Origin of the sequence: Blastococcus xanthinilyticus (assembly GCF_008124835.1) — a bacterium.
Taxonomy (GTDB): Bacteria; Actinomycetota; Actinomycetes; order Mycobacteriales; family Geodermatophilaceae; genus Blastococcus; species Blastococcus xanthinilyticus.
The window spans coordinates 36,926-49,091 of record NZ_VNHW01000013.1 but is presented as its reverse complement, the minus strand read 5'-3'; the positions used below and the strand labels follow the sequence as shown (position 1 = coordinate 49,091).

Below are 12,166 nucleotides of genomic sequence, written 5' to 3'. Positions count from 1 at the left end.
CCTGGAGGGCGTGAGCAAGGTCTATCCGGACGGCACGGTGGGCGTGCAGGAGCTCGACCTCACCTTCGCGGCGGGCGAGCTCACGGTGCTGGTGGGCCCCTCGGGCTGCGGGAAGACCACCACGATGAAGATGATCAACCGGATCATCGAACCCACGACCGGCCGGATCCTGCTCGGCGAGGACGACGTCACCCGGGCCGACCCGGTGCAGCTGCGCCGCCGGATCGGCTACGTGATCCAGAACGTGGGGCTCTTCCCCCACCAGACCATCCGGGTCAACGTGGGCACCGTGCCCCGTCTGCTGGGCTGGGACAAGCGCCGGATCCGCGAGCGGGTCGAGGAGCTGCTGGTCCTCGTCGGCCTGGACCCCGCCGTGCACGGCGACCGCTACCCCCACCAGCTCTCCGGCGGTCAGCGGCAGCGGGCCGGCGTGGCCCGCGCCCTGGCGGCCGACCCGACCGTCCTGCTCATGGACGAGCCCTTCTCGGCCGTGGACCCGATCGTGCGGGAACGCCTCCAGTCGGAGTTCCTGCGGCTGCAGGAGGCCGTCGGCAAGACGATCGTCTTCGTCACCCACGACATCGAGGAGGCCGTCCGGATCGGCGACCGGATCGCGGTGATGAGCGAGGGTGGCCGGGTGGAGCAGTTCGCCACGCCCGCCGAGCTGTTGGGGCACCCGGTGAACGAGTTCGTGGCCGACTTCGTCGGCGCCGACCGGGGGCTCAAGCGGCTGGCCGTCACCGGGATCGACCCGCTGGACCTCGAACGGCCACCGGTGGTGCACGTCGCCGACGGGCTGGCCGACGCACGGGCCGCGCTGCAGACCGCCGGCGCCCGCTGGGCGGTCGTCCTCGACGACGCGGAGAACCTGCACGGCTGGCTGTCGCTGGACCGCGCCCAGGGGGCGGGGACGGTGGGCAGCGCGGCCCGGCGCATGGAGGCGTGGGTGCCGCGCGAGGCGTCGCTGAAGACGGCGTTCGCCACGATGCTGCAGCACGAGGCGGGCTGGGTCGCGGTGCTCGACGGCGACCACTTCCTCGGCGTCCTCACCCCCGAGTCGCTGCACTCGGCGCTCCGCCGCTCGGTGGAGGGCCGGGCGCCGGAGACCGCGGGCGCCGCGTCGGGCTAGCCGTCCGCGGCGGCCCGGTCCTCCAGCAGCGGCCCCACCACGCGGTAGCGCGCGCTGACGAACGCGCCGTTCGGGGCCGCCTCGACCAGCTCCAGGTCCAGCCGTCGCGGCAGCAGCGGCCGTCCGGCACCCAGGGTCACCGGCGCGATGGAGACGACGACCTCGTCCAGCAGGCCGGCCTCGGCGAACTGACCGGCCAGGTCTCCCCCGCCGACCAGCCAGAGATGCCGCCCGCCCGCCGCGGCGGTCATCACCTCGTGCACCGCACGGACGTCGCCGGAGGCCAACCGGACGTCGCCGGAGGCGGCGGGCAGCTCCCGGCTCGTCATGACCCAGGTCGGCAGCGTGAAGGGCCACGCGTTGCCGGCCGCGGCCTCGTGGTCGAGGACCCACTGGTAGGTCGTGCGGCCCATGACCAGGGCGCCGACGCCGGCCATGAACTCGTCGAACCCGAAGCCCGGGACGTCGCCCTGCTTCTGGCGGAAGAGCCAGTCCAGGGAGTCGTCGGGGTCGGCGATCCAGCCGTCGAGCGTGGTGGCGGTGTAGTAGGTCAGCACGGTGTTCCTCCCGGGGTGTCGCCGCGGCGGGCGCGGAGCCAGTCGATGGGGTCGCCGGTGTCGATGTCGGTACCGGCGGAGCGCAGCAGGTGCCGGACGAGCTGCCGGCGGTGCGCCGAGTAGGTGAGCACGTGGGCGACGACGCTGCTCAGCACGAAGCTCTCCGGGGGCTCGCACAGCGCGTCGATCAGCCGGTCGTCCCAGCCGCCCCGCCGGTCGATGTCGCGCACCACGGCGAGCCAGCGCGGGGCGGCGGCGTCGTGCCGCTCCAGCAGCCGGGCCGCGGAAGGGTCCTCCTCGCGCCCGGGGAGGTCGTGGCCCTCGATCGAGGCCAGCCACACCTCCAGGGTGCCCACCAGGTGATCCAGCACGGCCTGGACCGACTCCTCCGGGCCGTCCCACTGCAGCACGACCAGGCCGGGCAGCCGCCGCGCGTGGAAGTCCTCGTCGCTCAGGCCCTTCGCGACCTCGATCAGGTGGCGGGTGTCGTCCAGACCGTGCCGCACCAGCTGCTCGGTGAGCGCGTTCAGGGCGTGTTCCGTGCTCTCCACCCACAGCGAGGTGGGCGGGTGGAAGTGGATGCCGTTCGGCGCCGGCAGCCAGTGGCGGGTCGACGCGTCGACCGAGCTGGGGACCCGGCCGAAGGCGCGGGTGAAGGCCCGGCTGAAGCCCTCCACCGACTCGTACCCGGCCGCCCACGCCGCGTCGGTCACGCTGCCGCCCTGCCGCAGCTGCCACGCCGCGCGCTCGAGCATCACCCGCCGCCGCATCGCCACCGGCGCCTCGCCGGCGTCGCGGGACAGCACCCGGCTGAGGTGGAACGGCGAGGCGTAGGCGTCGCCCGCCATCTCCGCGAGGGTGTGGTTGTCCTCGTCCAGCACCGCGTCGAGCAGCTCGCGCAGCCGGTCCCGTCCCGTCATGCGTCCAGGGTGCTGTGCGCGGAGGCCTCGGCGCTTGACCGTTCTTGCGCGGTCCTCCGAACGGTGGCTAGGCCGACACCCCGGGAGCCGGATCGTCGTCGGTCGAGCCCGGCGGGACGCGGCAGGCCGACTCCAGCCACAGCGCCGCCGCGATCAGCGCGAGCGAGCAGACCAGGCCGATGCCCGCGGTGAGCGTGTCGTCGCCGGCGGCCCGCAGCCGGCCCACGGCCGGTGCGGCGTAGACGAGCACCCCCAGCCAGAGGCCGGTGAACACGGCGCCGACGTAGGCGCTGGCCTGGGCCAGCACCGCCAGCCGGGCCACGAGCATGGGCTCCACCGGCCGGACGAGGGAGCCGTCCCGGTCCACGGGGCCGCGCCCGGCCCGGGCATCCCGCAGCGCGCCGAGCCGGACGCGCAGCACCCGGGCGCCCAGCGCCTCCGCCACGGCGAGGACGGCCAGCGGCACCGGCAGCCACCAGCGCAGCGGCGGCAGGTCGCCGTACCAGGCCCGCACCAGCAGCCAGGAGGCGACCGCGAGCCCGAGGGCGAGCACGGCCAGGTCGCGGCGGCGGACGGGGGTCATCGGCCGGCTCAGTGCAGGTGGTCCCAGCGCACGACCGCGGCGACGTCGGCCGGGTCGAGCGCTGCCACCAGGTCGGCGACCGGCCCGTGGCCGGGCAGGACGGCGGTGGGGTCGAGGGTCAGCCACGGCACCAGCACGAACGCCCGCTCGTGGGCCCGCGGGTGGGGCAGGGTCAGTGCGGGGTCGTCGGAGAGCACCGGCGCGCCGTCGTCGCCGGTCACGGTGACCACGTCGACGTCGAGGGTGCGCGGACCCCAGCGCTCCTCCCGGGTGCGGCCGGCCGCCTGCTCCAGCTCGTGGGCCAGGGCCAGCCAGCCGGCGGCGTCGCGGTCGCCCCGGACGAACGCGACGGCGTTGAGGTACGGCGGCTGCTCGACCGGGCCCCACGGCGGGGTCTCGTACAGCGTCGACCGGGCCGAGAGCCCGTGCCCGGTCAGCGCGGTTAGCGCCTCCCGCAGCGCACCGGCACGGTCCCCGAGGTTGGCCCCCAGCGACAGGACGGCGCGGGTCACCGGCGCTCTCGCCGGATGGTCACCGTGACGTCGTCGAAGGGCACGCCCAGCTCGGCCTCGGGCTTGTGCACGGTGATCTCGACGGCGTCCACCAGCTCGTTGGCCAGGCAGACGTCGGCCAGCCGCTGGGCGAGGGTCTCCAGGAGGTTCACCGGCTCGCCGGCCAGCACGTGGTGCAGCTGCTGGGCGAGGTCGGCGTAGTTCACCGTCCGGTCGAGGTCGTCCCCGGCGGCCGCCGCGGCGGTGTCCAGCTCCAGGACGGCGTCGACGCGGAACATCTGCCCGCGCTCCCGCTCGAAGGCGTAGACGCCGTGGTGGGCGTGCGCGCGGATGCCCCGGACGGCGATCCGGTCGGGGGTGCGGTGCCCGGGGTGGCGGGACGGGGGGCTGCTAGCCACGGCCGGTTCCTTTCGCGGCGCGGACGGCCTCGAGGGTGCGGACGGCATCGACCGATGCCGCGGCGTCGTGCACCCGCACCCCCCAGGCGCCGGCCTGGGCGGCCAGGACGGTGGTCGCGAGCGTCGCGGCGTCCCGCGCCTCCGGGGGCCGGGGCGCGCTCTCCGGCCCGGCGAGCAGCCGGCCGAGGAAGGTCTTCCGCGAGGCCCCGACCAGCACCGGCAGGCCCAGCGCGACGAGCCGGTCGAGGCCGGCCAGCAGCGCCCAGTTGTGCTCCGCGCGCTTGGCGAACCCCAGACCGGGGTCGAGGACCAGCTGCTCCGGCGCCACACCGGCGGCGACGACGTCCTCGACCCGGGCGGTGAGCTCCGCGCAGACCTCGGTGACGACGTCGCCGTACTGCGCTGCCGCGTACATCTCCCGGCTGTGCCCCCGCCAGTGCATGAGCACCCACGGGACGCCGGCCTCGGCGACGAGCTCGGCCATGTTCTTGTCGGCCAGGCCGCCGCTGACGTCGTTGACGAGGACCGCGCCGGCCGCCAGCGCCGCCTCCGCCACCTCGGCGCGGGTGGTGTCCACGCTGGTGCGCACCCCGGCCGCGGACAGCTCACGGATCACGGGGACCACGCGGCGGCACTCCTCGGCCGCGTCGACCCGGTCGGCGCCGGGACGGGTGGACTCCCCGCCCACGTCGACGTAGTCGGCCCCGGCGGCGTGCATCGCCAGGCCGTGCGCGACCGCGGTCGCGGCGTCGGCGAAGCACCCGCCGTCGGAGAAGGAGTCCGGGGTGACGTTCAGGACGCCCATGACCAGGCACCGGCCCGGGCGCGGCAGCTCGGTCATCGGCCCAGGACGAGGCTCATCGCCTCGCTGCGTGTCCGCGCGTCCTCCCGGAAGATGCCGCGCACGGCCGAGGTGACGGTGGACGAGCCGGGCTTGCGGATGCCGCGCATCGCCATGCACAGGTGCTCTGCCTGGATGACGACGAGCACGCCGCGGGGCTTCAGCACGTCGGCCAGCGCGTCGGCGATCTGACTGGTCATGCGCTCCTGCACCTGCGGACGGCGCGCGTAGACCTCCACCAGCCGGGCCAGCTTGGACAGGCCGGTGACCCGCCCGTCGCTGCCCGGGATGTACCCGACGTGGGCGACCCCGTGGAAGGGCACCAGGTGGTGCTCGCAGGTCGAGTACATCGGGATGTCCTTGACCAGCACCAGCTCGCTGTGGTCCTCGTCGAACGTGGTCGCGAGGATCTCGTACGGGTCCTGCCACAGACCCGCGAACGTCTCCGTGTACGCCCGCGCGACGCGGGCCGGGGTGTCCTGCAGGCCGGGGCGGTCCGGGTCCTCCCCCACGGCCAGCAGCAGCTCGCGCACCGCGGCCGCCGCCCGCTCCAGGTCCACCCCGCGGGGCGGGTCCAGGAGCTGGTCGGCCGGCTCGGCCGGGATCTCGCTCATCGCCGGTGCGGGCTCATCGCTGGACCGGGGCCCCGACGTCACCCACCGGCGTCGGCTTCTCAGGGGCGACGTGGCCGTTGCCGTTCCGGGCCGCCTGCTCCGCGGGGGTGAGGATCGGCGGCTGGTCCGACGGCGTCCGCTTGCCGAAGCCGTTGTAGGGAGCCAGGGAGGGACGCTTGGCGACCGGCGCGCAGATGCGGGCCATGTCCTCCTTGGACAGCGTCTCCCGCTCGATCAGCTCGAGGACCAGCTGGTCGAGGACGTGTCGGTACTCGACCAGGATCTCCCAGGCCTCGTCGTGGGCGGCCTCGATCAGCGCACGGATCTCGGCGTCGATGTCGGCGGCCACGGCCTCGGAGTAGTCCGGGCGGCTGTGCATGTCGCGGCCCATGAACGGCTCGGACTCACCGCTGCCGTACTTGACCGCGCCGAGCTTGGCGCTCATCCCGTACTGGGTGACCATCGCCCGGGCCATCGCGGTGGCCTTCTCGATGTCGTTGCCGGCCCCGGTGGTCGGCTCGTGGAACACCAGCTCCTCGGCCGCCCGGCCACCGAGCGCGTACGCCAGGGTGTCGATCATCTCCGAGCGGGTCTGGGTGTACTTGTCCTCGGTGGGGAGCACCAGCGTGTGCCCGAGGGAGCGGCCACGCGGCAGGATCGTCACCTTGTGCACCGGGTCCAGGTTGGGCAGCGCGTGCGCCACCAGGGCGTGCCCGCCCTCGTGGTAGGCGGTGACCTTCTTCTCCTTCTCGCTCATCGCCCGCGTCTTCCGCTCGGGGCCGGCGATGACGCGGTCGATCGCCTCCTCGAGGGTGTCGTCGGTGATCAGCGAGCCGTTGTTGCGGGCGGTGAGCAGCGCGCCCTCGTTCAGCACGTTCGCCAGGTCGGCGCCGGTGAAACCGGGCGTGCGCCGGGCGACGGTCTCCAGGTCGACGTCGGGCGCCAACGGCTTGCCCTTGGCGTGCACCTCGAGGATCCGCTTGCGGCCGAGGAGGTCGGGCCGGTCGACGGCGATCTGCCGGTCGAAGCGGCCGGGGCGCAGCAGCGCCGGGTCGAGGACGTCCGGCCGGTTCGTCGCGGCGATCAGGATGACCCCGCCCTTGACGTCGAAGCCGTCCATCTCGACCAGCATCTGGTTCAGCGTCTGCTCGCGCTCGTCGTGACCGCCGCCCATCCCGGCACCGCGCTGGCGGCCGACGGCATCGATCTCGTCGATGAAGATGATGGCCGGGGAGTTCTCCTTGGCCTGGTTGAACAGGTCGCGGACGCGGCTCGCGCCGACACCGACGAACATCTCCACGAAGTCCGAGCCGGAGATGGAGAAGAACGGCACCCCCGCCTCACCGGCGACGGCGCGGGCCAGCAGCGTCTTGCCGGTCCCGGGCGGCCCGAAGAGCAGCACGCCCTTGGGGATCTTCGCGCCCACGGCCTGGAACTTCACCGGGTTGGCCAGGAACTCCTTGATCTCGTGGAGCTCCTCGATCGCCTCGTCGGCGCCGGCGACGTCGTCGAACGTCGTCTTCGGCATGTCCTTGGTGATCTGCTTGGCCTTGGACTTGCCGAAGGCCATGACGCCGCGGCCGCCGCCCTGCATGGAGTTGAACAGCCAGAACAGCAGCAGGAGCAGGATCAGGAACGGCAGGAAGCTGACCAGCAGGCTGACCAGGAGGCTGTCCTGGGTGACGTTGGTGTCGAACTCGGCGTTCTCCTCGCCCTCGGTGCGCAGGAGATCGACGATCTGGTCCTCGATCGCCACCGGGTAGGACGCCGTCACCTCGGTGCTGCCCTCGACCTCGTCGGTGAGCTCGAGGTCGAGCGTCTGCTCCCGGGTGTTGAGGACCGCCGACTCGACGTTGCCCTCCTCGATCTGCTCGAGGGCCGTCGACGTGGCGATCTCGGTGCGACTCCCGTCGCCGCTGAACACCGACGAGACGGTGAGCGCCAGCAGGATGACGAGGACGACCCAGAACCACACGGAGCGGAAGATCTTCTTGCGTTCCATACACCGATGCCGGGCGCCGGCGGACCGGCCTGCCCGTCGACCCTCCTGATCGTCCCGGGGACGCCGCCAGCGGTCCGGGTACGGACCCCGGCGCTGGGGGCAGCGTCGTGGAGATCGACGGTACACCGCCGAACCTGCCCGATCCTTGCGTGCGACCTGGGAGCCCACCCGAGCGGGTGTCGCGACCGGGGACGGGCCCGGAGTGTCCTCACCGGTGCGCCGAGCGGGGGCCGGAGGCTCCCCGAGGGGTGCCGGGGACACGCGGCAGCCGGGTGCGTGGGCCGGGAGCCGCGGATCTCAGGTGAGCCGCTACGCGGGTGTCGCGACCGGTGACGGGCCCGGAGGGTCCTCCCCGGCCGCGACGGAACGGCTCAGCTCAGGCCGGGCACGTCCCCTGGCCGCGGTGTCCGCCGGAGGCGGACAGATGTCACGTGTAGACCGACGGCTTGAGCGTCGCGATGTAGGGCAGGTCGCGGTAGCGCTCGGCGTAGTCCAGGCCGTAGCCGACGACGAACTCGTTGGGGATGTCGAACCCGATGTACTTGACGGGCACCTCGACCTTGACCGCGTCGGGCTTGCGCAGCAGTGCGCAGACCTCGAGGGAGGCCGGGGAGCGGCCGCCGAGGTTCTTCAGCAGCCAGGACAGGGTCAGGCCGGAGTCGATGATGTCCTCGAGGACGAGGACGTGCTTGCCCGTGATGTCGCGGTCGAGGTCCTTGAGGATCCGCACGACGCCGGAGGAGCTGGTGGCCGACCCGTAGGAGGAGACGGCCATGAACTCCATCTGGGTGGGCAGCTGGAGCGCCCGGGCGAAGTCGCTCATGAACAGCACCGCGCCCTTGAGCACGCCGACGAGCAGGACCTCCTTGCCCGCGTAGTCGACCGCGACCTGCTCGGCGACCTCGGCGATCTTGTCCCGGATCTGCGCCTCGCTGAGCAGCACGTGGTCGATGTCCGGGCCGTAGCCGTGGTCGGGACCGAGCGGCCCGGGAGTGGTGTCAGGCTCCGTCACGGAAAGGGCTCCTCATCGGGGTACTGGTCCGGGCGTGCCACCGCGAGGTCCCGGCGGCCGGAGCAACAGGGTGCCAGATGCCCGGAGCACCGCTGCGCCGCCGGGGAGGTCCACCGGCCCCTGCCCCCGCCAGCGCGTGACCAGGGTCTCGACCGCGCGCAGGTGCACCGCCTGCAGGTCGGGGACGCCGGCCCCGCGCAGCCACCCGCGCAGCACCCGCCGGCGCAGGGCGGCGGGCAGCGCCTGGAGGGGCCGCGCCGGGAGGCCGTCCCCGTCCGCCTCCCCCGCGAGCCGGGTCAGCTCCGCGGCGGCGAGCCCGTCGAGGGCGTCGAGGTCCTCCCGCAGCAGTTCGGCGGTGCGGGCCAGCGCCGGGGCCACGCCGCCGCCCAGGACCTCCTCCAGCAGCGGCAGGACCTCGGTGCGCAGCCGCACCCGGGTGTAGGCCGGATCGGTGTTCCAGGGGTCGTCCCACACGGGCAGGCCCTGGTCGGCGCAGGCCCGGCGGGTCGTCTCCCGGCGGACGCCGAGCAGCGGGCGCCACCACGTCGCGCCGTCGTCGGCCCGTTCGGGCACCATCCCGGCGATCGACCGCGGCCCCGAGCCGCGGCCGAGACCGAGCAGGACGGTCTCGGCCTGGTCGTCGAGCGTGTGCGCGAGGGCGATCCGCGCGCCGGTCCCGGCGGCCACCTCGGCCAGCGCCGCGTAGCGGGCGGTGCGGGCGGCCGCCTCGGGGCCGCCGTCCCCGGTGACCTCGACGGCCCGCACGAGCACCGGCTCCAGGCCGAGGCCGGCGAGGAGCTCGGCCGTGCCGTGCGCGCGGCCGGGCGAGCCCGGCTGCAGGCCGTGGTCGACGGTCACCCCGCCCACCCGGACGCCGGCCGACCGGCCCTCGAAGGCGAGCGCCGCGGCGAGGGCGACCGAGTCCGCTCCCCCGCTGCACGCGACGAGCACCGGGCGGTCGCTGCCGCGCAGCCCGGCCCGGACGGCGTGCCGCAGCACCGCGACCGCGCGGGGTGGCCCGCTCACGGGTCGGTCAGGCGGGCAGGGCCGGGCGGCCGAGCACCCGGGCGACCCAGCGCTCGGGCGCGGTGAGCTCGTCGAGCAGCGGCAGGTTCTCCGGCCCCTGCCAGACCCGGTTGAACCCGTCCATGCCGGCCAGGTCGACGACCCCGGCGACGAAGATCCGCCCGTCGGCGTACTGCTTCATCTTCTGCTCCAGCCCCAGCAGCCGGCGCACCACCCGGTCGATCGGCCCGCGGCCCTTGCGGCGCTGGGCGAACCGCTTGCGGAGGGTGCGCACCGACGGCACGACGTCCGGTCCCACCCCGTCCATCACGTACTCGGCGTGGCCCTCCACCAGGCTCATGACCGCGGTGACCCGGTCGAGCACTGCCCGCTGCGCCGGGTCGCGCACCAGCGCCATCAGGCCTTCTGGCTCGCCGTCGCCGTCGCTCCCGCGGACGGCGTCGCTCAAGCCGCGGAGCACGTCCTGCAGCCGCTCGCGGAGCACGTCGGGGCTCAGGTCGGTGGCCGCCACGAACTCCGCGATCTGCGCCTCGAGGTAGCCCGCCAGCCAAGGGACGCCGGTGAACTGCAGCTGGTGGGTGACCTCGTGCAGGCAGACCCAGAGCCGGAAGTCCGACGGGTCGACGCCCAGCTTGCGCTCGGTGGCGACGATGTTGGGCGCCACCAGCAGCAGCCGGCCGCCGGTCCCGAACACCTCGTACTGGCCGAGCACCCGCGAGGAGAGGAAGGCGAGCAGGCCGCCGGCCTGGACGCCGGTGGCCCGGGAGCCGATGGCGGTGGCCAGCGCGCCGGGCCGGGTGCCCTGGCGCTCGGCCAGCTTCTCGACCAGGGGGTCCAGGAGCGCGGCCATGCCGCGGGCGTTCGCGTCGGCCCAGCCGGGGCGGTCCACGACCGCGACCTCGGGCACCGGTCCGCCCGGCACCGGACGGAGGCCGGTGAGGGCCTCGACGTGCGCGACCGCCGTGGCGGCCGCCCGGTGCAACTCGGCGACGACGGCGGCGGCTTCCTCGCGTGTGGTCCGCGGGCCGGCGTTCACCAGGCGGCGGGCCGTGCGTCCGGCGAGGTCCCAGTCGACCATCGAGGGGGCGCTGCTCATCGGCTCACCGTACGCGCGGCCCCGCGGCGGGGCCCGGGGCGCCGGTCAGCAGCCGCAGGCGGCGAGCGTGGCGGCGAACTGGTCCAGCGCGGCCTCGGCGGCCGCCTCGCTCGCGGTCGTCTCGTCGGCCACGACGGAGAACGCCAGCAGCCGGCCGTCGGCGGTCACGACGGTGCCGGCCAGGGCGTTCACCCCGAGCAGCGTGCCCGTCTTGGCCCGTACGGTGCCGGGCGCGGTCACCGGGTCGTCGTCACCGCGATCGGCGAGCGTGCCGTCGTACCCGGCGACCGGGAGACCGGCGAGGAGGCCTGCGGCATCGCCGAGGCTGCCGTCGGAGGCGCCGGTGATCAGCGCGGCGAGCACCTCGGCGGTCACGACGTTCTGCGAGGAGAGGCCGCTGCCGTCGGCGAGGGTGACGCCAACGACGTCGAGGCCGGCCTCCTCCAGCGCGTCGACGACGGCCTGCGCCGCACCCTCGAAGGTGGGCGGCTCGTTCCGCGCCAGCGCCACCTGCCGGGCCAGCGTCTCGGCGAGCACGTTGTCCGACATCGACAGGGCCTGCTCCACCAGCCGGGAGATCGGCGCCGACTGCACGGTGCCCAGCGTCGTCGCGCCGGCCGGCGCCTGGCCGAGCACCACGGCGGCACCCGGCGCGCCCAGGGCGTCGGCGAGGGCGGCGCCGGCGTCGATGCCCGGCTGGCCGCTGCGGGCGGTCGAGCCGGGGCTGACCCGCGCCCCGTCGACGGCGGTGGCGGTGACCGGTGCGGCGTAGCTGGACGGCGCGTCGCCGGCCCCCCAGCCGGAGGCGGTGAGCGGCCCGCTGTACAGCGAGCTGTCGACGACGACCCGGGTCACCGGCGTCCCGGCCGGCAGCGCGGCGACCACCTGGGTGGCGAGGTCGGCCATGGTCGGCGCGCCCGGGTAGGTGAGCGAAGGATCGGTGCGCGAGAGCGTCGGGTCTCCCCCGCCCACGAGGACCACCTCGCCGGGGGCGGCGCCGCTCACCACCCGGGTCTCGAGGGTGTCGGAGGGATCGAGGGCCGTCAGCGCGGCGGCGGCGGTGAGCAGCTTGGCGGTCGAGGCCGGGGTGAGCGGCGCCGTCGCGTCCAGGTCGTAGAGGACCTCCCCGGTCGCGACGTCGACCACCTGGGCGGTCGTCCCGGGGCCCAGCGCCGGGCCGGTGGCGATCGGCGTCAGGGCGGCCGCGAGGACGTCGGGGTCGGGCACCGGGGCATCGCTGCCGAGCCCGGCGAGCACCGGCTCGGCGTCGCCCAGCTGGGGCAGCTGCGCGTCGGGGACGGCGACCGCGTCCCCTCCGGCGTCGGAGTCGCCACCGAGCAGGACGCCGAGCGCGACACCCCCGCCGACGAGCAGCACGACGAGCAGCACGACGCCGGTCACCAGGCGCCGGCGCAGGCGCCCGTAGTTCGCCGTGACGACCGTCGATCCACTCGACGAGATGCTCTCCACCCCCCA

13 protein-coding genes are annotated in these 12,166 nt (G+C 74.8%); 1 reads left to right on the top strand and 12 read right to left on the bottom strand.

What is annotated here, in order from left to right:
• The first annotated feature begins 10 nt into the window (after positions 1–10).
• The gene (locus tag BD833_RS18100) at positions 11–1,129 is read left to right on the top strand and encodes an ABC transporter ATP-binding protein (RefSeq protein ID WP_243737778.1); all 1,119 of its coding nucleotides are present in this window, start codon (positions 11–13) and stop codon (positions 1,127–1,129) included.
• On the opposite strand, the gene BD833_RS18095 is transcribed toward BD833_RS18100, so the two are convergent.
• From BD833_RS18095 to dacB, 12 genes are all read right to left on the bottom strand, one after another.
• Complete coding sequence (locus BD833_RS18095) at positions 1,126–1,686, bottom strand: dihydrofolate reductase family protein (RefSeq protein WP_166534547.1); 561 nt, start codon at positions 1,684–1,686, stop codon at positions 1,126–1,128. The genes BD833_RS18100 and BD833_RS18095 overlap by 4 nt on opposite strands.
• Positions 1,680–2,606, bottom strand: a complete 927-nt coding sequence (locus BD833_RS18090; protein WP_166534546.1) for a helix-turn-helix domain-containing protein — start codon at positions 2,604–2,606, stop codon at positions 1,680–1,682. Before BD833_RS18090 ends, BD833_RS18095 begins: the two co-directional genes overlap by 7 nt.
• A gap of 67 nt (positions 2,607–2,673) precedes the next feature.
• Positions 2,674–3,189 (bottom strand): DUF3180 domain-containing protein, encoded by a 516-nt coding sequence (locus BD833_RS18085; protein WP_166534545.1) that lies wholly within the window; start codon positions 3,187–3,189, stop codon positions 2,674–2,676.
• A gap of 8 nt (positions 3,190–3,197) precedes the next feature.
• Positions 3,198–3,701: a 2-amino-4-hydroxy-6-hydroxymethyldihydropteridine diphosphokinase gene (folK, locus tag BD833_RS18080; RefSeq protein ID WP_166534544.1), complete on the bottom strand. Its 504-nt coding sequence runs from the start codon at positions 3,699–3,701 to the stop codon at positions 3,198–3,200.
• The gene (gene folB / locus BD833_RS18075) at positions 3,698–4,099 is read right to left on the bottom strand and encodes a dihydroneopterin aldolase (protein WP_166534543.1); all 402 of its coding nucleotides are present in this window, start codon (positions 4,097–4,099) and stop codon (positions 3,698–3,700) included. The genes folK and folB overlap by 4 nt, the downstream gene beginning before the upstream one ends.
• On the bottom strand, positions 4,092–4,940 hold the full coding sequence (gene folP, locus BD833_RS18070; RefSeq protein ID WP_166534542.1) for a dihydropteroate synthase: 849 nt from the start codon (positions 4,938–4,940) through the stop codon (positions 4,092–4,094). The genes folB and folP overlap by 8 nt, the downstream gene beginning before the upstream one ends.
• Positions 4,937–5,554, bottom strand: a complete 618-nt coding sequence (gene folE, locus BD833_RS18065) for a GTP cyclohydrolase I FolE (protein WP_166534541.1) — start codon at positions 5,552–5,554, stop codon at positions 4,937–4,939. Before folE ends, folP begins: the two co-directional genes overlap by 4 nt.
• Before the next feature lie 13 nt (positions 5,555–5,567).
• Entirely contained in the window at positions 5,568–7,556 is a 1,989-nt protein-coding gene (ftsH, locus tag BD833_RS18060) for an ATP-dependent zinc metalloprotease FtsH (protein ID WP_166534540.1), read from the bottom strand.
• A 427-nt stretch (positions 7,557–7,983) separates the two neighbouring features.
• The gene (gene hpt / locus BD833_RS18055) at positions 7,984–8,568 is read right to left on the bottom strand and encodes a hypoxanthine phosphoribosyltransferase (protein WP_166534539.1); all 585 of its coding nucleotides are present in this window, start codon (positions 8,566–8,568) and stop codon (positions 7,984–7,986) included.
• A gap of 12 nt (positions 8,569–8,580) precedes the next feature.
• Positions 8,581–9,594, bottom strand: coding sequence for a tRNA lysidine(34) synthetase TilS (tilS, locus tag BD833_RS18050; protein WP_166534538.1), 1,014 nt, complete (start codon positions 9,592–9,594; stop codon positions 8,581–8,583).
• Positions 9,595–9,601: 7 nt separating this feature from the next.
• Positions 9,602–10,690, bottom strand: coding sequence for a zinc-dependent metalloprotease (locus BD833_RS18045; RefSeq protein WP_166534537.1), 1,089 nt, complete (start codon positions 10,688–10,690; stop codon positions 9,602–9,604).
• A gap of 45 nt (positions 10,691–10,735) precedes the next feature.
• Positions 10,736–12,160, bottom strand: a complete 1,425-nt coding sequence (dacB, locus tag BD833_RS18040; RefSeq protein ID WP_166534536.1) for a D-alanyl-D-alanine carboxypeptidase/D-alanyl-D-alanine endopeptidase — start codon at positions 12,158–12,160, stop codon at positions 10,736–10,738.
• Positions 12,161–12,166 lie beyond the last annotated feature (6 nt).